Annotated in this window: 16 protein-coding genes; 11 read left to right on the top strand and 5 right to left on the bottom strand. The window is 51.8% G+C overall.

The genetic code is table 11. The features are described from left to right. Positions 1-7 precede the first annotated feature (7 nt). From JNE38_RS29750 to JNE38_RS29740, 3 genes are all read right to left on the bottom strand, one after another. Positions 8-2116 carry an AMP-binding protein gene (locus JNE38_RS29750; protein ID WP_203354613.1) on the bottom strand — a complete coding sequence of 703 codons (2109 nt, stop codon included), beginning with the start codon at positions 2114-2116 and terminating at the stop codon, positions 8-10. 153 nt (positions 2117-2269) lie between these two features. After that, entirely contained in the window at positions 2270-2908 is a 639-nt protein-coding gene (locus tag JNE38_RS29745; RefSeq protein WP_203354612.1) for a response regulator, read from the bottom strand. A gap of 3 nt (positions 2909-2911) precedes the next feature. Then, a complete protein-coding gene (locus tag JNE38_RS29740) occupies positions 2912-4285 on the bottom strand; it encodes a sensor histidine kinase (protein ID WP_203354611.1) in 1374 nt (457 codons plus the stop codon). A 266-nt stretch (positions 4286-4551) separates the two neighbouring features. On the opposite strand from JNE38_RS29740, the gene JNE38_RS29735 reads away from it, so the two are divergent. The 8 genes from JNE38_RS29735 to JNE38_RS29700 all read left to right on the top strand — a co-directional run bounded on the left by JNE38_RS29735 (position 4552) and on the right by JNE38_RS29700 (position 13771). After that, a complete protein-coding gene (locus JNE38_RS29735; RefSeq protein WP_203354610.1) occupies positions 4552-6309 on the top strand; it encodes a methyl-accepting chemotaxis protein in 1758 nt (585 codons plus the stop codon). Between the two features lie 164 nt (positions 6310-6473). After that, positions 6474-9152, top strand: coding sequence for a sigma-54-dependent transcriptional regulator (locus tag JNE38_RS29730; protein ID WP_203354609.1), 2679 nt, complete (start codon positions 6474-6476; stop codon positions 9150-9152). Between the two features lie 209 nt (positions 9153-9361). Beyond that, entirely contained in the window at positions 9362-9664 is a 303-nt protein-coding gene (locus tag JNE38_RS29725) for a PTS sugar transporter subunit IIB (protein WP_203354608.1), read from the top strand. A 12-nt stretch (positions 9665-9676) separates the two neighbouring features. Continuing rightward, positions 9677-11023, top strand: coding sequence for a PTS cellobiose transporter subunit IIC (gene celB / locus JNE38_RS29720; RefSeq protein ID WP_203354607.1), 1347 nt, complete (start codon positions 9677-9679; stop codon positions 11021-11023). 24 nt (positions 11024-11047) lie between these two features. Continuing rightward, complete coding sequence (gene chbG, locus JNE38_RS29715; protein ID WP_203354606.1) at positions 11048-11797, top strand: chitin disaccharide deacetylase; 750 nt, start codon at positions 11048-11050, stop codon at positions 11795-11797. 6 nt (positions 11798-11803) lie between these two features. Beyond that, complete coding sequence (locus JNE38_RS29710; protein WP_238933511.1) at positions 11804-12136, top strand: PTS sugar transporter subunit IIA; 333 nt, start codon at positions 11804-11806, stop codon at positions 12134-12136. Next, complete coding sequence (locus JNE38_RS29705; protein WP_203354604.1) at positions 12133-13455, top strand: 6-phospho-beta-glucosidase; 1323 nt, start codon at positions 12133-12135, stop codon at positions 13453-13455. Before JNE38_RS29710 ends, JNE38_RS29705 begins: the two co-directional genes overlap by 4 nt. Positions 13456-13507: 52 nt before the next feature. Next, entirely contained in the window at positions 13508-13771 is a 264-nt protein-coding gene (locus JNE38_RS29700) for an HPr family phosphocarrier protein (RefSeq protein WP_203354603.1), read from the top strand. Between the two features lie 54 nt (positions 13772-13825). On the opposite strand, the gene JNE38_RS29695 is transcribed toward JNE38_RS29700, so the two are convergent. Beyond that, on the bottom strand, positions 13826-16003 hold the full coding sequence (locus JNE38_RS29695) for a sensor histidine kinase (protein WP_203354602.1): 2178 nt from the start codon (positions 16001-16003) through the stop codon (positions 13826-13828). Beyond that, positions 15981-16673 (bottom strand): response regulator transcription factor, encoded by a 693-nt coding sequence (locus JNE38_RS29690; protein ID WP_203357805.1) that lies wholly within the window; start codon positions 16671-16673, stop codon positions 15981-15983. Before JNE38_RS29690 ends, JNE38_RS29695 begins: the two co-directional genes overlap by 23 nt. A gap of 221 nt (positions 16674-16894) precedes the next feature. Between JNE38_RS29690 and JNE38_RS29685 the strand changes: the two genes are divergently transcribed. The 3 genes from JNE38_RS29685 to JNE38_RS29675 all read left to right on the top strand — a co-directional run bounded on the left by JNE38_RS29685 (position 16895) and on the right by JNE38_RS29675 (position 20101). Continuing rightward, on the top strand, positions 16895-17467 hold the full coding sequence (locus JNE38_RS29685; protein ID WP_203357804.1) for a class I SAM-dependent methyltransferase: 573 nt from the start codon (positions 16895-16897) through the stop codon (positions 17465-17467). A gap of 22 nt (positions 17468-17489) precedes the next feature. Then, positions 17490-19151 (top strand): DEAD/DEAH box helicase, encoded by a 1662-nt coding sequence (locus JNE38_RS29680; protein ID WP_203357803.1) that lies wholly within the window; start codon positions 17490-17492, stop codon positions 19149-19151. A 173-nt stretch (positions 19152-19324) separates the two neighbouring features. After that, entirely contained in the window at positions 19325-20101 is a 777-nt protein-coding gene (locus JNE38_RS29675; RefSeq protein WP_203354601.1) for a metal-dependent hydrolase, read from the top strand. The last annotated feature ends 15 nt before the right edge of the window (positions 20102-20116 follow it).

Genomic DNA, 20116 nt, shown 5'->3' with positions numbered 1-20116 from the left:
TTCACATTCAATCCCTCTCGCTTTCAGCCAGCTGTTTCAGACTGACGTAGTCGGTTTTTCCGCTTCCCAGCAGTGGGAGAGCCTTGACTTGCTTGACGGCGCCTGGCACGAGCAGCGGCGAGTATTGCTTTTGTGCCAGATAAGTGCGAAGCTGGCTCAGCTGCACGGTTTCGTCTGTCGTGTAGAGCAGGACGCGCTCTCCTTTGCGCTGATCGTTTACCGTGATGGCAGCAAAGCCCGAGTGTCCAAAGCAGTCCATAGCCAGCTCTTCGATGAGGTTGAGAGAGACCATTTCGCCACCGATTTTGGCAAAGCGTTTCAGGCGGGATTTGATGGATAGATATCCTTCCCGATCTGCCTCGACCAGATCGCCTGTCTGGTACCATTCGTCTGCAGGGAGGAAGCCTTGGCCGTGAATCATGTAGCCCTTCATGACGTTGGGGCCTTTGACGAGCAATTGTCCGCCGTTCTCGATGCCCTCTACCGGGTCCAGGCGATACGACATTCCTGGCATCAGGCGGCCGACGGTTCCTGGCTTGTTTGCCAGCGGTGTATTCAGCGACAGGATCGGCGCTGTCTCAGTAGCGCCATAGCCTTCGAAAATGCGAACCCCAAACTTCTCCATCCACAGCTTGCGCACATCGTCCTTCAGCTTTTCTGCTCCTGCAAACACATAGCGAAGGGAATAGAAGTTGTATGGGTGAGCCATCCGGCCGTACCCAGCCATGAAGGTCGATGTCCCAAACAGGATCGTGGCATTTTGGTCGTACACCAGCTCCGAAATCGCCTTGTAATGCAGCGGACTCGGGTACAGGAATACCGGAATTCCTTTGACGACGGGCAGAAGCGTGCCGGCTGTCAGTCCAAAGCTGTGGAACATCGGCAGCGCATTGAAGAACTTGTCGCGGGATGTGATATCGATGACACTGGTTACCTGCTGGATATTGGCGAACAGGTTGGTATGTGTCAGCACGACGCCTTTTGGCTTGCTTTCGCTGCCGGAGGTAAAGAGAATGAGCTCGTTTTCCACTGCCTGCGCCTTTTGCTTGGTCATGAAACGAAGCAGGGCAGAGACCTTGTCAAAAGCGGTGGCCGATGCTTTGAGGTCCTCCAGGTAGACGATTCTCATCTTCGTCTCCAGACCCTCAATCACGTGCTCCAGCTTGCCTTTCTCAATAAATATCCGCGATGTCAGGATCGTATCGATGTGAGCCGTCTCACAGCATTCGAGAAGAGAGCGGGCGCCGAGGGAAAAATTCAGGATCGCAGGTGTCTTCCCGATGCGAAACAGCGACAGAAGCGTGATCAGGTGCCCCACAGAATTGGGAAGGAATACGCCGACGACCGGCTTGCCAAGCAGTTGAGCCTTTAGCTTGTCGCCAAGCAGGTAGCTGCCGATCAACAGTGTGCGATAATTGATCGCCGTGCCCATGTCTTTCGCGATCTCCATGCGGGCACCGTTGATGCGGGCCGCTTCGAGAACTTCATCGAACAGATTGACGTTTTGCTTCATCCTGCTTTGGAACAATTCGTTTTGCAGCGTGCGCAGAATTTGGTCGCTCGCTGATGCTTTTTGCTCACGCATGGACAATGCCTCATTACGTTCCATGGTAAAAGGTGTACCGACCGTGACAGAGACGTCGGGGAACAAGAGGAGGCGCAGCTTTCCTTTCAGGTAGGAAAAGACGGAGCGCTCCAGGCCGTTGATGGCAACCGGGTATACGGTGGCTCCCGTCCGCAGGGCGAGGTAGCCTACGCCGCTGTAGATTTTCATGATGCCGCCGGTGGTCGTGATCCGGCCTTCCGGGAAAATCACCAGCGTCTCGCCGCTTCGGATGACCCGCAGCATGTGACGAATCGAATAGGGATTGAGAGGATCAACGGCGATGTGCTTGCGAAAGCGCAGAAAGAACGCGAATTTCTTGGCGATGTCCGTGTTGACCACGAAGGTCGCTCCTTTTGGCAAACAAAACGACAGAAGCACCGCATCCATGAGAGAGACGTGATTCGGTATGATGATCGACGGTTGTGTGAGATCGATTTTGTGCAGGCCATGGATGCGAGGTCGGAACCAAAGCATCAGAATGGCTTTCAGGAAGGCATGAATGAGAAACATGGAAACCACACCTTTACAAAGAATGATGGCGTATCAGATAGCTTCATTGTAAAGAGTGGGGGGTGTAAAAAAAGTACCAACTTTCATTGGTACCTGGTCATAGTGCCTAGTCGGGCAAAGCGGGAGAAGGGGTGGAGGCAGCGCCAGTGCTTGCTAGAAAAGCTTTTTCTGGCTCGCTTTGGCTGCTGCTTCCTTGCTCGATTTGACGCCCATTTTTTTGAGGATGCGGTTGATGTGATTTTTGATGGTCCGTTTGGTGATGTGCAGTGCCTGTTCGATCTGGGTCTGCGTCTGCCCTTGATGGATGAGCTGCAGGATTTCCTTTTCCGCTGGGGAGAGCAGCTTTTGGTTTTCTTCGTTTTTCAGGCGCAGAAACTCGTTGCGCAGAGCGGCGGCTGCTGTCGGATGGATCGCCGATTGCCGCAAATGCGCTGCACGGATCGCGTCGGGGATCTCCTTGAAGCTCGATTTGCTGATGTAATTGACCGCCCCAGCTGAGAAGGACTCGACGATCACATCCTCGTCGGTCAGGGATGTCAGCATGATGATTTTGCTGTCCCCAGAAAGCTGAATGAATGCAAGGGCAGTCTCGATGCCATCCAGATTGTTTTCAGTCAGATTGATATCCATCAGCACGACATCGATTTCTGCAGGGGAATACTTTTCGATCGCCTCTTCTTTGGTACTGGCTTCTCCGGTGACTGTGATTCCCGGCTCCTTGTTCAAGTAATCGACAAGTCCTTTGCGCCATACTGGGTCATCTTCTACGAGAAATACCTTGATTGATTCCATCGGTCATACCCTCCCTTCTACACGTTTATTGGGAAACAAGAGAAACACTGTAGTTCCTTTTCCAGGTTCACTGGAGATCTCCAGCAGGCCCTGATGCTTTTGCATGACGTTGTAGCAGTACGACAATCCCAGCCCGAAATTTTGGCTGGTCTTTTTGGTAGAGAAGAAAGGATCGAAGACATGCGGCAGATTCTCCTTGGAGATTCCCGTCCCTGTATCCTCGACGGTGATCACCAGGTGCTTTTTGGACAAGAACAGCTGCAAGCGCAGGATTCCGCCGGATTTCATCGCTTCAAAGGCATTCATGCACAGATTGGTCAGTATCTCGCGCAGCTGCACAGGGTCACAGTGCAGCCGCAATGATTCGTCCAGCTCAGTCAGTACCTCGACCTGCTGTCTGGCAGCGTACGGCTGGAGAGTCTGGACGACCTGGGCGATGACCTGGCTGGGTTCGGTCAGCTTCTCCTGCAGGACGATGTCACGAAGCTGTCCCTGAATGCGGTTCATCATATCCAGAATGTGCTGCGAGGACTGGATGAGGACCGCAGCATCCTCCATGAGGCCAGGCTGATCCGAGTTTTTTGCATAGGATTCAATCCGATCGGCGTATAGCGATATTTTCCCCACCTCGTTCTTGATCGTATGATTGATGATTTGTGCGCCTGAGGTCAAGGCGCGCAGCGTACTGTCCAGACGGCGTTTTTCCACGCGGAGCCGGACCCCGAGAAAGCCGTATTTCAGACTGATGGCAACAATCAGAACGAATTGGATGAGGACCACGAAGGTGTTGTAGCGCCAAGCCTCGAAATCGTTTTGGATCCGCATGACGTAGATAAAGATAAAGACGAAAAAGAGCGGCACGATGATCAAAAAGTTGGTATAAAAGCTGTTTTTCTTGACCAGCGGGTCCTTTTCACGAAAATATTGCAGGATCAGCAGCGCACATGCGGCCAGAAAATAAGGGATGACCCAGACGACCAAGATCCAGTAGTTAAAGGTCAGCACGGGATAGATCGGTGTGATGGCCAGCATGATCAGCGGCGGAATCAGGGACGCGTACGTCGCAATCCTTTTTGTTTTCCAGGCAATGGACTCATAGGAGTACACGGCGAACATCAAAAACGTATAAGGCAAGCCCGTCTGGGTCAGAAAGGAAGCGCTTCTGCTCAAGAGTACGAGTGCTCCGCTCCAGCCCGGATGGAGCGCCAATGCAGTTGCCCAGTGGGGGATGATCATTTCATCAATGACTGCCGATAAAAAGCCGCCCGATCCGACAAAAGCAGTCGCGCTCGCCCAGCGAAACGAGGCTCGCCACGGGTCCGTATAGAGTACCAGCAGACCTAGCGCCCATAGGGTAAATAAAATGAGAACCATCATCGTAGGTTGCTCTCCTGTCGTTAGGATAGGTCTATTATACCGTACCAACGTGCGGAAGACCCCGTTTTGTGCCAGATGTGTGCAATGGCAGCAGATCCATTCTGAATTGTCACATCTATTAGAAGTCAAGAATATCACGCGGCAAGGATATCGTGTAAAATCAAGTCGTTGTAAAAATATTCTACCAAGTAAGGGGACACTATCAGCATGCAGACAGGAAAGGCTTTCTCGAGTGGACAAGCGGGTCGTGGAGGCGGGGCAAGCGAATGATCGCCTTTATGAAAAAGCGTTTGGTTGCCCGCATTTTGTTCGTCATTATTCTTGTTCTTATTCTCATCGCGGCGGGCAATATAGCGATCCAGTTCGTTCAGACCAAAGCAGCAGTAGAAGAAGGAATCAACAACTACAATATCCGCATCGCCGAGAGTTACGGTGCAGGAATCAAGCCCGAACGGTATGCCGAATTTCTGAAGGAGCCAAAGGAGACGGAGCTCTACTGGTCCCTGCGTCAGGAGCTGGATATTTTCAGGACGCAGATTGGCGCCAGATACGTGTACTTTGTGCGTTTTGACGAGAATCATGACCCTCGGATCATGATCGATGGGCGACCGCCAAAAGATCCTGACGCTTCGCCCATCGACGAAGTGACCGACATGCCTCCGGATGCCGTCCAAGCAGTCATGGCAGGTCGCCAGGCAAGCTCCCCTGTCATCGAGAATCCGGTATATGGAGACTATTTGTCGGCGTATGTCCCGGTAAAGGATGCGAATGGCACGGTTATCGGAGCACTGGGGATCGACACCGACGCAGCAGTGTTTGAACAGCTGGCCGCCAAGGTCCTGAAAAACAGTCTTCCGTTTTACGTTCTCATGCTGGCGATTGTTCTGGCAGCAATTGGCGTCATCATCTGGTTTGTGGAGAGGGCGCTGCGACCTCTGCGAATCGTACAGGCGAGTGCAGAGAAGATGGCGAATGGCGACCTGGCTGAAGCCAGCGGGATGCTGCAGGCGCAGCCCATTCGATCCGTCGATGAGATCGGAACCGTCTATCAAGCGATGCTCGGCATGTCGGAAAATCTGCATCTGCGGGTGCGCAGCCTGGTCATGAATATGGAAAAGACGTCCGAACAGCTGGTTGCTTCCTCCTCTGATTTTGCGGTGAGCGCCAATCAGATGCTGGATATGGGCAACAGCATGAATGAGACGATGAAAACCATTCACTACGGAGCACATTCCCAAAAGAAAAGCGCTGAAGACAGCGTGATGGCCATGGAGGAGATCGCACAGGGAATCATGCGTATCGCTGAATCCTCGGCAATGGTATCCACAGCATCGATCGAGGCTCTCGAAATGGCGCGAACTGGCGACAAGGCAGTGAAGAGAATGAATAATCAAATTCGGGATATTTCCCAATCAGCCAAGCAAACTGTGGACTTGACCAATCAAATGAGAGACTATACGGATGAGATTGAACGGTCTCTTCACTCCATTCGCGGCTTTACGGACCAGACCAAAATTTTGGCACTCAACGCAACCATCGAAGCGGCGCGAGCGGGTGAACATGGCCAAGGCTTTAAAGTGGTGGCCAATGAAGTAAGCAAGCTGGCCGATGCTTCGGCACGGACGGTCCAGCAAATTACGGATTTGCTGAGCAATATCGGGATGCAGACAGCCGCCATCAGCAAGGAAATGGAGGTAGTCTCGCAGGAAATATCGGCAGGAGTCCAGCTGTCAGAGGAGGCGGAGCAGTCCTTTATCCATGCGGTCAAGGCGTTCGGTATGGTGAGTGAACAGATCATGGAGGTGTCCGCCACTACCGAGCAGCTATCGGCTGGATCCGAGGAAGTCGTCGCACAGTTCACGAGCATTGCCCATATCGCCAATGAAGTCTCCGGTCAGACCCAGCAGATCCAAGCGATGACGAACAAGCAGTTGGGCATGATGCAGCACGTGCACGAAGCTACCGCCATTTTGACGGCAAATACGCAGGGGATGAGGCAGGCCATTCAGCAAGTAAATGTGTGAGAAACAAATGAACCAGTTGCCTTTTGACGAGGCGGCTGGTTTTTTTGATGGGAATTGCATATGTCCAAGCAACATATTGTCTGGTAAGGGAGGTTTTCCCTCCTGCGTGTGGAAATGAAATCGAGATGAGGCGATCTTGCCATCTTACAACGGCAGGTGAGAGTATGAAACGTATCGACCTTTTGTTTCAGAAAATTTCGGAATTGGAACCAGGCAAAAAAATCAGTGCCGGTGAACTGGCAGATGCAGCAGGGCTGAGCCGTGCCAATGTGAGCAGCGATCTGAACCGTCTGTGGAAGGATGGCCGGATTGAAAAGGAAGAAGGCAGGCCCACGCTATTTTACGCGAAGCAAGCGAATGACACGTTGTACCGTGCAGAGACCTCGCTGGACAGGCTGGCACGCGCCAATAAAAGCTTGATCACACCGATAGAGCAGGCCAAGGCAGCTGTGCTGTATCCTCCGCGCGGCATGCACTGCCTCATATTGGGGGAGACGGGAGTGGGCAAGTCCGGCTTCGCCGCCTTGATCCACGAGTTCTCCATGGATATTGGCCGGCTGGACAAAGAAGCGCCGTTCGTCATCTTCAACTGTGCCGATTATGCAAACAACCCGCAGCTGTTGTACAGTCAGCTGTTCGGGGTGAAAAAGGGCGCGTACACGGGCGCGGACAACGACCGGAGAGGGCTTGTGGAAAAAGCGGATGGAGGCATTCTCTTTCTCGATGAGGTCCATCGTCTTCCGGCTGAAGGGCAGGAGATCTTTTTCACCTTTATGGACAAGGGGATTTTCCGCAGGGTCGGCGAGACAGAGGTCGAACGTACGGCGCATGTTCAGATCATTTCCGCGACGACAGAAAACCCTGAATCGAGTCTGCTGAAAACCTTTATTCGCCGTATTCCCATGATCATCAAGCTGCCATCTCTCGTCGAGCGGGGAATGGAAGAGCGTTTTGGGCTCGTAATGGAGCTCTTTCGGGAAGAGGCCTTTCGTCTCGGCCGGGAGATTCAGATATCAGCCACGGCTATCCAAGCCTTTTTGTCCTATCACTGCCCCAACAACATCGGACAGCTGAAAACGGATATTCAACTGACTTGTGCCAGCGCCTACGCGGACTTTATTTCATCAAAAAAGAAGCAGCTGCAGGTGGCTGTGCAGGATTTGCCCCATCATGTGAAGCAGGGGCTGCTTCTGGCCAAGGAGCGGAAGGCGGAGCTGGAAGAGCTGGTCGGTACGGAGCATAAGAGCTTTGTGGTGCAGCCTACCCAGGACAGCATTTTTATCGAGCGGGAGCCCGAAGATGCGACAGACAGCGTCTATGAGAAAATCGAGCAAAAAATTTATGAGCTGCGCAATCAAGGTGTGAACGAGGAAGAGCTGGAGTTCGATATCGAGAATTACTTTACCCGTTTTATAAAAGGTGTACATCAACGCATCAACAAGGAAGATATGTCGCGGATTATCGACCCCATCATCATCCACCTGGTCGAGGAGATCGTGCGCTACGCCGAAGCCAGACTGGGTAAGATATTGAGCCAAAAGGTCATTTTCGGGCTCGCCCTGCACATCCAGACCTCCAAGGAACGCCTCGCGCAGGGGAAGCAAATTACCAATCCGCATATCAACAGCGTCCGAATCAAATACAAGAAAGAATTTGCGGTAGCGCTGGAATGTGTTCGCATGATCGAGGAAGCGATCCTGATGGACTTGCCGATCGACGAAGCAGGCTATCTCACGATGTTTTTCGTGCTTGACGATGAAAGCCTGCAGAATGAGAGGGAAACCATCGGCGTGCTGGTTATCACGCATGGGAGCGGGGGAGCGACATCCATGGTCGAAGTGACAAATCGTCTCCTGGTCACAGAGTACGCCAAAGCCATCGATCTGCCTTTGGAAGAAGAGTACATGAGAGTGCTCGAGAAAGCGATCAAGCTCGCCAAGGATATGGGACCGCCCGGCTTGCTGTTGCTGGTCGATATGGGGTCGCTGCTGGGATTCGGTGAAATCATCGAAAAGGAAGCGGGCATACCCGTAAAAGTGATCCCTATGGTCAGCACGCCCCATGTCATCGAGGCGACGCGTAAGGCCATGCTGGGCAATTCGTTGGAAGACATGTATCGCGATGTCAGCAGCCTCACCATGTTTCAAAAAGAAGAGGCGGCCGTCAAGGACCAGGCTCACGTGCAGGCACCAGCGTTGGCAATCGTAGCTGCATGTCTCTCAGGAGAAGGCAGTGCTTTGTTTTTGAAAAAGATGCTGGAAACCCGGCTGCGCTACGATGATCAGCTGCTGGAAATCGTGCCGCTGCAATTGATTGACAAGACACAGGCACGAAAGCAATTAAAGGAGATCAAGGATCAGCGAAAAGTGCTCTGCATCGTAAGCAATTACATGCTGGACAAAGACCTGCGCTGCTACGGCATGGATGACGTACTGAAGGGCGAGGCCCTGCAAGACATTCAGCAAATGATCGATCTGGAAGAAGCGTTTCTCAAAATGGTAGAAACCTTGAAAGAGCATTTGACGATGGTCGAGGGACAGCAAGTGCTGGAGGATGTTAGAACGAGCATTGCGAGAATGGAAGAGCGCCTGCACAACATCCTTGTTTTCGATACCCGGATTGGGGCCTATTTGCACATATGCTGCCTCATTGACCGATTGAAAGCGGGTTTGCCGACTGTTGCTTATGCTGAAAAGGATAGCTTTCTTGCAGAGAACAGAAAACTGTACAATGTCATTCGCCATGAGCTGCAGCCCATCGAAGATCAATATGAGATCAGCATAAGCGATGACGATGTGTGTTATATCATGAATTTCTTTTTCCACAATAAAACACTAGTGTAATTAGTGTTTTATTTTTTGTTTTTACAGGGGCGATCGCAAAACACAAAAACGCTTTCAAGAAAACACTCTTGCTCAGGGCAAATGGAACGCAGCTTACAAAACGGTCCGTCAGCGCAGTTTGCAGTGAAAGCGCATACATGGGTTGGTGTTTTGGCATGCAGCTTGCTATGTAATAACGGCATAACGATGGCGAAAGGAGGGAGCAGCAATTGAATATTTTGTTGTGCTGCAATGCAGGGATGTCTACGAGTCTGTTGGTGCAAAAGATGGAGCAAGCGGCCAAGGATAAGGGGCTGAACGCCAGGATCTGGGCGGTTTCTGCGGACGAAGTAAAGAGACACATCGATCAAGCCGACGTACTCCTTTTGGGACCTCAAGTGCGATATAAGTTAAGTGAAATGAAAAAAGAGGGGGAAGCAAGGGGAATTCCTGTGGATGTCATCAGCACGACTGACTACGGAACGCTGAACGGAAAAAATGTACTCGAGTTTGCGCTTCGCCTAAAAAAATAGAGGAGGGTGCGTATGACGGGATTTATTTCTTTTCTGGAGAACCGCGTCATGCCGGTTGCTGGTCGGATTGCGGAACAAAAGCATTTGCAGGCGATTCGCGACGGAATCATTTTAACCATGCCTTTGTTGATTATCGGTTCACTCTTCCTCATCATCGGCTTCATTCCGATACCAGGCTACAGCGACTTCATGAGCGGAATATTCGGTGACAAATGGCTCACCAAGCTGCTGTATCCGGTGAATGCCACCTTTGACATCATGGCGCTGATCGTCGGCTTTGGCGTCGCCTACCGGCTGGCGGAAAAGTATAAAGTCGATCCGTTGTCTGCTGGGGCGATCTCGGTAGCTTCCTTCCTGCTTGCCACGCCTTACACGACGATGTTCACGCCTGAGGGAGCCAGCACCGCAGTGGAAGTGGGCGGTGTCATTCCAGTCGCACTGATGGGCAGTAAAGGCTTGTTCGTCGCCATGATCCTCGCGCTGTTGTCCACTGAAATTTACCGCAAGATCATTCAGAAGAAAATCGTCATCACGATGCCAGACGGTGTCCCCCCGGCTGTAGCCCGTTCGTTCGTAGCGTTGATTCCTGCCGCTGTCGTGATTCTGGTCGTATGGCTGCTGCGCATCCTCATTGAAAATACTTCGTTCCAAAGCATCCACAACATCGTCTCCGATCTGCTGGTCGGGCCGCTGAACGCACTGGGAAGCAGCATGTTTGGTGCCATCATTGCCGTACTGCTCGTGCAGCTGCTCTGGTCGCTGGGCTTGCACGGAGCGGCTATCGTCGGTGGCGTCATGGACCCGATTTGGCTCTCGCTGATGGACCAAAACCGTGCCGTCTTCCAGGCTGATCCAACGGGTGAATTGCCAAACGTCATCACCAAGCAATTTTTTGACCTGTGGATTTACGCGGGTGGTTCAGGAGCTACGCTCGCCCTGGTGGTCCTCATGATCCTTCGTGCACGCAGTGAGCAGATGAAAAATATCGGCAGGCTGTCGATCGGACCAGGTCTTTTTAACATCAATGAGCCCGTGACCTTCGGGATGCCGATCGTCATGAACCCCCTGCTGATCATCCCGTTCATCATCGCGCCGATTGCGCTGGTCATCGTCAGCTATTTGGCCATGGAGCTGGGATGGGTGGCAAGGCCGAGCGGAGTCGCGGTCCCATGGACAACGCCTCCCATCATCAGCGGCTATTTGGCCACAGGCGGTAAAATATCCGGCAGCGTGCTCCAGCTGGTCAACTTCGTCATTTCGCTTTTGATCTACTACCCATTCTTTAGACTGTGGGACAAACAAAAGCTGGCGGAGGAACGAGCAGAAACGAAATCAGCGGAAACCTCGGTTCCTCTGTAAAACGGTCAGGAGAGGCGACTTATCATGAAACTGGTTGTGAATGCGGACGATTTTGGCTATTCAAAAGGCGTCAATCTGGGGATTCTCGAAGCGCATGTCGAGGGAATCGTTTCGTCAGCCACCATGATGATGAACATGCCGGGTGTGGCGCATGCTTTTCGTCTGGCAGCGGATACTCCCACGCTGGGAGTAGGGGTGCATCTCGTTCTCACGTGCGGTTCCCCATTGGAAGCGAATGTCCCTACGCTGACGGACGAAAATGGGATGTTTCGTCGAGGTCAGGCCCATTTGGAGGACGTCTCTGCCGAGGAGGTGGAACGTGAATTCACGGCTCAGCTGGAAACGTTTTTCCGCTCGGGGAGAAAACCAACCCATATTGACAGCCATCACCACGTACATGCGAGAGAAACGATTTTGCCGGTTGTTCTTCGTCTGGCTGAGCGCCATGGACTCCCCGTCCGTTATCCGTGGGCATTTGAACAAGCGGCAGAGCGCTCGCATACGACCAAGGTCCATACTACCGAAGGCTTTTCGCATCATTTTTATGGAGCGGATCTGACCGCCGATGGGTTGATAGCGATCATAGAAGGCCTATCAGGAAGCGCGACGGCCGAAATCATGACCCACCCGGCCTATGTGGACGAGGAACTGCTCAAGGGCAGCTCCTATGCGATTCCCCGAGCCAGGGAGCTGCAGATTCTGACTGCACCAAAGGTAAAGGAGTACATCAAGCTCAAGAAGGTACAACTCGTGAACTTTAACGAAATCGGATAGGTGGAGATGGACGTGGACCATACAGAAGTAATCTTTCAGCTGATACTGCACGGAGGGAATGCAAGAAGTCTGGCGATGGAGGCAATCGCCCTGGCGAAGAACAAAGACATGTCCGGGGCACAGAAAGCACTGGAGCAGGCGGGGGAAGAACTGAGTAAAGCTCACCAGAACCAGACCGCATTTATTCAGAAAGAAGTGTCCGGTGAAAAGACAGAAATCAGCATGCTGTTGATTCACGCGCAGGACCATTTGATGAATGCCATGACGATCAAGGAATTGGCCAGCGAATTTGTCGAGCTGTACGGCCATATTCACGAGAGCAAGGGGGCGGAAGTGTGAGCGGGCTCAAGATTGTAACCATAGGTGGAGGTTCCAGCTATACACCTGAATTGGTGGAAGGCTTTATCAAACGGTACGATGAGCTGCCTGTCCGGGAGCTGTGGCTGGTGGACGTTCCGGAGGGAGAAAAGAAGCTTCAAATTGTAGGAGCGCTTGCAAAGCGCATGGTGGAAAAAGCAGGTGTGCCGATCAAAATCCATCTGACGCTGGACCGCAGAAAGGCGCTGGAAGGAGCAGATTTCGTCACGACCCAGATTCGCGTCGGCTTGCTCGATGCGAGGATGAAGGACGAGAAGATCCCGCTGAAATACGGCGTCATTGGGCAAGAAACGAATGGGCCGGGTGGATTGTTCAAGGGATTGCGTACGATACCGGTGATTATGGACATTTGCCGCGACATGGAGGAGCTCTGCCCCAACGCTTGGCTGATCAACTTTACGAACCCGGCAGGAATGGTGACCGAAGCCGTGCTGCGCTATACCAACCGAAAAAAGGTCATCGGTCTGTGCAACGTACCGATCGGCATGAAAATGGGGGTGGCGTCTATCTTGGGAGTCGACCAGTCCCGCGTACACATCGATTTTGCCGGACTGAATCATATGGTCTTTGGCTTGGGAGTGTACCTGGACGGAGAAACGGTGACTTCGCAGGTGATCGAGAAGCTCACGGGTGAGCAGTCTGGCATCACGATGAAAAACATTCTGGATTTGGGCTGGGATCAAGATTTCATCAAGGCGCTGGGGATCTTGCCATGCCCGTATCACCGTTACTACTACCAAACTCGAACGATGCTCGAGCACGAGCTGGAAGAAGCGCAAAAAAACGGAACGCGCGCCGAGGTCGTCAAGAAAGTGGAGGAGGAGCTGTTTGAGCTTTACAAAGATCCTGACCTCTCTATCAAGCCTCCACAGCTGGAAAAGCGTGGTGGCGCGTACTACAGCGAGGCTGCCTGCGATTTGATCTGTTCGATCTACAACGACAAGCGCGATATCCAGCCGGTCAACGTACGAAACAACGGTGCCATTGCGAGTATTCCCGATGATTCCGCCGTAGAGGTCAACTGCGTCATCACCCGAGAAGGTCCTGTTCCGCTCGCAGTCGGAGATTTGCCTGTACCGGTGCGGGGATTGGTGCAGCAGATCAAATCGTTTGAGAGAGTGGCGGCCGAAGCGGCAGTGACGGGAGACTACCATCAGGCACTGCTCGCCATGACGATCAATCCGCTCGTTCCCTCGGATGCGGTCGCCAAACAGATTCTGGACGAAATGCTGGAGGCGCATAAGGATTATCTGCCTCAGTTTTTCAAGCCGGTCTCATGAGCAGGTGCGAGTTCGCAAGCTCTTTGATGCCTTTGCGGGAGGGAGGGAGTCCATGATTCGGATCAATGTGGAAGTAACCGTCAGCGGCGGTCTCCATGCACGTCCCGCTTCTGTCTTAGTCCATATGCTCAATCAGCATCAATCGTCCGTGAAGATGATTTACAACGGGAAAGAGGCGAATGGAAAGAGCATCCTCAGCGTGATGGCACTTGGTGTAAAAGCCGGGGATGAGCTTTCGTTTGAGGTGGACGGACCAGATGAGCAGGAGGCAATTGCCCATATTGAAAATCTGTTCGAACGTGATTTTTCTGCATGAGCATAAAAAAGCCAATCACCGAGGTGGGTGATTGGCTTTTGACTTTGTTTCCGGTTAGCGGCGGAAGGTGACGATCACTTTGAAATAATCACCGTCGATATCGATCTGCAGCTTGCCGCCCTGCAGCTCCACGATGCTTTTCGCGATCGCGAGTCCGAGGCCCGATCCTTCGGTATTGCGTGACTGGTCTGCCCGTTTGAAGCGTTCGAACAATTCTTCGGCAGCAAAATCAATTTCGTAGGCAGAGACGTTTTTGATCGTCAGGATGACTTCCTCATTCTTCTCAAACAGGTCGATATGAACTCTCGTATGCGGCATCGAATATTTCAGGGCGTTTCCGATCAAATTCTCGAATACCCGCCACGTTTTCTTGCCGTCGAGAGGTGCGTACATTTTTTGCTGTTCGATGTTGACGCGGAAGGTCAGTGACGAAGCATCGATCTTGTCGCTGAATTCGGCGATGGCTTGATTGAGCAACGATGAGACGTTTACCTGCTCGATGTTCAGCTCGATTGATCCGCTTGCTGTTTTGGCCGCCTCGAACAGGTCGTCGATCAATACTTTCAGGCGGTTTGTTTTCCGCTCGAGGACATCCACGTAGCTCTTGATGTCCTCCTGGGTCAGGTCTTCCCGCTTGAGCAAATCGACGTAATTGATGATGGAGGTGAGCGGTGTTTTCAAATCATGCGATACGTTGGTGATGAGCTCTGATTTCAGTCGCTCACTTTTCATCTGGCTTTCCACGGAATGCTGCAGGCCCTGCTTGATGTTGTTGAGAGAGTGGGCAAGATCAGCCAGCTTGCCTCGCGGTTTTTCCACGACGGTCGCATGAAGGTTGCCGGCTGCCATCTGAGCGGCTCCCAGCAGCAAGCGATTCATCAGACCAATGCGTCGGAAAATGTAAGGCAGCACGCATATTGCGTAGAACATGCAGTACAAGAAAGTGAGTATCAGTAATTCTTCGACGCGTTCGACAAGAGCTACAAAGCCCAAAGCGATGCTCATGCCCAGCCCGACAGTCAGGACGAAGATGAGAGCCACTTTGAAAAACACGCTGCGGTTGGAATAGCTTTCTTTTAACAGCGAGCGTTGCCGCGACAGCAGGCTTCTCTGCCATTGCTGTCGGAACTGTTCCGAATCGTTGTACATGTTCCAGCCTTCCAATACATACAGCAGGAAAAAGGCGGTGAGGGGCACCATGATGATCAGGGTGAAGATCTGCTCAAAGCCGATCGGGAACGAGAAGAAGTTCATGTCGTAAGCGGTGATCAGGTATATCATGATGGCCGGGAGCAACAGAATGATGCGGATGTCCAGCGGTATGCGTCGCAGCAAAGCCAGGCTTTTTTGCACCACAGGGAGCTGTACGGCTTTGTGCGTGACCGTGTACCACAGCAATGCTCCGCTAATCAAAAGAGTGATAACGAGCAGTCCGCATTCCAGCATGAGGCGCTCCCGTACGGAATTGTAGTAAGTAGCGTCTGCATGGATTTGACTGTAGCCGTCTGGATTATACGGAATATAGATGACGCCTTTCCATTGTTTCATCTGAAAAGAACGATTCAGATCGGCGTACATCGTGGAGTCTGCCAGCACGTTCTGTGGGAAGCGGAAGGAATAGAGGGCGTTCTCCTTCAGCCAGGATTCAGTCGGCTCTTGGTTCAGGTTGGTGTAGACTTTGTTTCGTTTGCCATCCTGTATAAAGTATTTAAATGAGCTGTCGCGAAAGGACAGGCTGTTTTTACGTTCCTCGTATTCCTGATCCTTTGAAGCGACCATTTCATCCATGCTTCTTTGCCATTCAGCCTGAATGCTCTTGGTTTCCTCCTCCAGCGTGTTTGCCTGCTCTGTTGTGAGTTTGGCCACTTCATCAGCTTTGCCCGCTTGCTGTGCTTCCTGAATGCGAGGAGCGTACTGCTCGGCGATCTCCCGCTTTTTTTCCTTTAACGATTGGTCGCGATTCTCATTGATTTGCTCCAAGGACTGGCTATCGATCTTTTCTAGCATTCGCTTGCTTTCATAACCGGCAAAGCCGACATGAACGTCCTCAATCAAATTGATTTCCGTAGACAGCTCATCGTAAAAGGAACGGCTGTCAAAGTAATAGTCCTCTTGCAAGTGCGCGCGATTCTCGTAAATATCTGTGACCGCGAGAAAGGAGAGGGTCACTGTCAGCAACAGGGCGAAGACGGCGAGCACCGAGTAACGGCTATTTTTCGATTTTGTATCCAATTCCCCATACCACCTTTAAGTATTTCGGATCCTTCGGGTTGATCTCGATTTTCTCGCGGATGCGCCGGACGTGCACCGCGACCGTGTTTTCCGCATTCAAATACGGTTCCTTCCAGACACGCTCGTAGATTTCCTCGATGGAAAAGACTCGTCCCTTGTTGTCCATCAATAGCTCGAGAATTTTGTACTCGGTTGCGGTCAAACGTACGTCATTGCCATCGACGGTGACGGTCTTCGTGTTTTTGTTCAAGGTAAGACCGCGCACTTGGACTTCATCGTCTGTGACTCGGTAGTTGCCCAGATTGGTATACCGACGGAGCTGCGATTTTACCCGCGCCACCAGCTCCAATGGATGAAAAGGCTTGGTGACGTAATCATCAGCACCGACATTCAAGCCCAAAATCTTGTCGGTATCCTCCGATTTGGCAGACAGCATGATGATCGGAATATTCTTCTCCTGCCGAATCTTAAAGGTTGCGGTAATGCCGTCCATCCGCGGCATCATGATGTCCAGGATGATGAGATGGATATCCTCATCGGATAAGATATCCAGTGCTTCCAGTCCATCGTTTGCCTTGAAAACGGTGATCATTTCATTTTTGAGATAGATTTCAATCGCGTCCCTGATTTCCCGTTCGTCATCGACAACAAGGACATTGTAATTCGTCATCATTTGGTCCCACCTTGTGATATCATTCATAGTTCTATCTTACCGGGCAGTTTTAACAAAATAGCATAGAAAACTCTTACATTTTTCTTAACGAATAACCATGGACAAGCTACCTAGGATTTTCTTCTCCCCAGAGAATGAGGTAAGATGTGAAGAAGAATACCAGGAAAACGGTGATTGATTTGCTAGAATGGACAGGGGAACGAATCATTCCCAAACTGATGAAACCGACCAATGGCATGCTGCTGGAGCACATTGCCCGCTATTACTTCGCTACTCCGTACATCCGGGGCAGGGTTCTGGATATCGCCTGCGGTACAGGGTATGGAAGCCATATGGTAGCCAAGGACAGAAAACGAGAGCTGGTCGAGCTGGTCGCGGTGGATATAGATGAGGAGACCCTTGCTTATGCAAACAGGGAGTACAACCATCAAAAGATCACCTATCGAAAAGAAAATGCAATCGACCCTGAGCTTCCAGAGAAATTGGGGCAGTTCGATACCATTTTGAGCTTTGAGACGATCGAGCATGTGGAAGATGATCTCCTTTTCATGGACAATCTGTACCGCATGCTAAAGCCTGGCGGAGTGCTGGTTGTGTCGAGTCCTTTTGGCAGAGGCAGAGGACAGCAGACGAGTGAGCCGTTTCATGTCCATCAGCTGACGCCGGAGGAATTCGAAGAACTGTTTGTCCGCTTTTCCCAAGTGGAGATTTACTACCAGCGAGGCGTTACGTTTGAGAAGCCTCGTGATGGTGTACGGTATTTTATCGGAATGGCTGTTTGCACAAAATAATGCACACGGCCGTAGAACAAGAATGGAGATGGCTAATCTGGCTGACTTTTTGGCTTTAGGAATTCGCAAGGAACTACTAGATGCATTGAAAGAAAATGGGATTACCGAACCGACACCGGTCCAGGGCCAAACAATCCCAGTGGCACTCAAGGGAAAAGACGTGATCTCTCAGGCGCAAACGGGTACGGGAAAAACGCTAGCTTTTGTTCTGCCGATTTTGGAGCAGGCCGATCCTGAAGTTACGCATGTGCAGTCATTGATTCTCACGCCTACGCGGGAGCTAGCCCTGCAGATCACAGCGGAAGTGAAGAAGCTGACAGAAAAGCTCGACGAGATCCATGTCCTCGCTGTTTACGGGGGACAAGATGTAGCGCGACAAATGAGAAAGCTAGAAGGCAAAAAACAAATCGTGATCGCTACACCTGGACGACTGCTGGATCATATGAGACGGGGAACCATTGATCTATCGACTGTATCGACCCTCGTCCTCGACGAAGCGGACCAGATGCTGCATATGGGTTTTCTCCCAGAAGTGGAAGAGATCATCGGACAGACGCCGTGGGATCGGCAGACGATGCTGTTTTCTGCCACGATGCCGACGCAGGTGCGCTCCCTGGCCAACCGCTTCATGCGACAGCCAGAGGATATTCGCGTACAAGGAAAACGTATCACGCTTGATGATATCAAGCAAATTGTCGTGGAGACGACCGATCGGGCCAAGCAAACCACGCTGCGCAGCCTGCTCGAAGAACATCGGCCGTTTCTGGCTGTCATCTTTTGCCGCACGAAACGCAGAGCGAGCGCGCTGAATGCCGCTCTCCAAGGATTTGACTTTATGTCTGACGAGCTGCACGGCGATTTGTCACAGGCGAAGCGGGAAGACGTCATGAGGCGTTTCCGCGAGGTGCGCATTCAATTCCTCGTAGCAACCGATGTGGCTGCTCGAGGCCTGGATGTGGAAGGCGTCACGCATGTGTTTAACTACGATATCCCGGAAGATGTGGATAGCTATATCCATCGGATCGGTCGGACAGGCCGGGCGGGGGAGCGGGGGATTGCCTTTACTCTAGTAACACCAAAGGATCGCTCTCAACTGGAATTGATTGAAAAAGGGATCGGAATGTCGCTTGAAAGGCAGGGCAGAGCGAGGGCGGAGGAGTCACAGCCGCGCGAAGCCAAGCACGACAAGACAAGGCGAAGGGACAATGCCTCTCGCGGGGCCAAGCGTGAACAGCCGAGCGGGAAAGGTGTCGAACGTAAGGGTAGCGGCTTCGGGCGGAAGGCGAAAAGCGACGAGCGTCAGCAGGACCGTTTTGACAGAAAGCCGAAGAAGGGTGAACGCCAGCAGGATCGGTTTGATCAACCGACAAAGGGGCATGGGCGCCAGCAAGACGGCTTTGATCGCAACGCGAAGAGTGACGATCGTCAGCAGGACCGTTTCACTCGCAAGCCGAATGGAAGCGAACGCCCAAGCAGCCGTAACGAAAAGCCAAAAAATGCGCAGCGGGCAGCCAACAGCTCTAACCGCAATTCCGGCCGTTCGGATCGCGAGCGGTCCTTCGGTTCTAGCCGTGAAGGAGACCGCGGTGGCAGCAAACGAGGGAAACCAGCAGGGACAAAAGCAAAAGCTCATAAGCCTACTGGCCCCAAAACCCACAAGAAGCCGAGTCGTCAGCGATCGTGAAAATAGCTTTCACAATAATGGTAGACTTCCCGGACAAAACCCAAGCAATTTTGCTTGGGTTTCTTTACGTGCTGCTATCATGATCCGAATGATACGAGGGTTTTGCAAAATATGAATAAGCGGAATGTATCGAACATAAACCCTACTAGTGACCCTAAAAGGAGGATGTATTCGTGCAAATCACTCGTCTCGGACACGCTATGTATCGGTTGACTAGCAAAGCCAAGAAAACCTATTTGATCGATCCGTTTTTTGATCTCAATCCCGGTTTTCCTCCGGCTTATGACAACGACGACTTTTATCAATCCGTGGATGCTGTGTTTTTGACCCATGGACACTTCGATCATAGCAGCGGACTTGCCAAATTGATCGAAAAAAAGCCTGACGTGATGGTCGTGGCTCAATACGAACTCGCCCTGATCTTACTTCAACAAGGGATTCGAAATGTATTTCCCATCAATCTGGGGGGAAGTGTCTATTTAGACGATGTAACGGTCACCATGGTACCTGCTAGGCACACTTCTTCGTACAAGGAAACAGAGGGAACGCCGATTTATGCGGGGGAAGCAGCCGGTTACATCTTTGCTTTTGCCAATGATCAAACCTTGTATCATTCTGGGGATACCGCGCTCACAATGGATTTGAAACTGATCTCAGACGTATATCAACCGGACATTGCCATTCTCTCTTCATCCGGCCACTTTACGATGGGACCAAAAGAAGCCGCCTATGCGGTCAAACAACTCCTAAATGTCTCCTATGTCATACCGAGCCATACGTTTCCGACTCGCGAGACGACGCCAGCTCCAGAAGCGCTTTCGCAGTTGCTCGCTGCGTTTCCGATCGTGAAAGTGATGATGAACAAAGATCATGACCTCGAAGAACTATTGGCGGACTATCCAGATACCAAGGTCATCGTCCTTGGCTACGGAGAAACGTTTGAACCTTAAAAATCGCCAATGGGC

The sequence above is a fragment of the Brevibacillus choshinensis genome (assembly GCF_016811915.1).
Classification (GTDB): Bacteria; Bacillota; Bacilli; order Brevibacillales; family Brevibacillaceae; genus Brevibacillus; species Brevibacillus choshinensis_A.
Note: the sequence above shows the minus strand (reverse complement) of the source record. Positions and strands in the feature narration are given on the sequence as shown.

What these genes read in the sequence shown, in the direction of transcription:
- JNE38_RS29750 (WP_203354613.1), bottom strand. Translation starts at nt 2,116, where the DNA reads ATGTTTCTCATTCATGCCTTCCTGAAAGCCATTCTGATGCTTTGGTTC.
- JNE38_RS29745 (WP_203354612.1), bottom strand. Translation starts at nt 2,908, where the DNA reads ATGGAATCAATCAAGGTATTTCTCGTAGAAGATGACCCAGTATGGCGC.
- JNE38_RS29740 (WP_203354611.1), bottom strand. Translation starts at nt 4,285, where the DNA reads ATGATGGTTCTCATTTTATTTACCCTATGGGCGCTAGGTCTGCTGGTA.
- JNE38_RS29735 (WP_203354610.1), top strand. Translation starts at nt 4,552, where the DNA reads ATGATCGCCTTTATGAAAAAGCGTTTGGTTGCCCGCATTTTGTTCGTC.
- JNE38_RS29730 (WP_203354609.1), top strand. Translation starts at nt 6,474, where the DNA reads ATGAAACGTATCGACCTTTTGTTTCAGAAAATTTCGGAATTGGAACCA.
- celB (WP_203354607.1), top strand. Translation starts at nt 9,677, where the DNA reads ATGACGGGATTTATTTCTTTTCTGGAGAACCGCGTCATGCCGGTTGCT.
- chbG (WP_203354606.1), top strand. Translation starts at nt 11,048, where the DNA reads ATGAAACTGGTTGTGAATGCGGACGATTTTGGCTATTCAAAAGGCGTC.
- JNE38_RS29710 (WP_238933511.1), top strand. Translation starts at nt 11,804, where the DNA reads ATGGACGTGGACCATACAGAAGTAATCTTTCAGCTGATACTGCACGGA.
- JNE38_RS29700 (WP_203354603.1), top strand. Translation starts at nt 13,508, where the DNA reads ATGATTCGGATCAATGTGGAAGTAACCGTCAGCGGCGGTCTCCATGCA.
- JNE38_RS29690 (WP_203357805.1), bottom strand. Translation starts at nt 16,673, where the DNA reads ATGACGAATTACAATGTCCTTGTTGTCGATGACGAACGGGAAATCAGG.
- JNE38_RS29685 (WP_203357804.1), top strand. Translation starts at nt 16,895, where the DNA reads ATGAAACCGACCAATGGCATGCTGCTGGAGCACATTGCCCGCTATTAC.
- JNE38_RS29680 (WP_203357803.1), top strand. Translation starts at nt 17,490, where the DNA reads ATGGAGATGGCTAATCTGGCTGACTTTTTGGCTTTAGGAATTCGCAAG.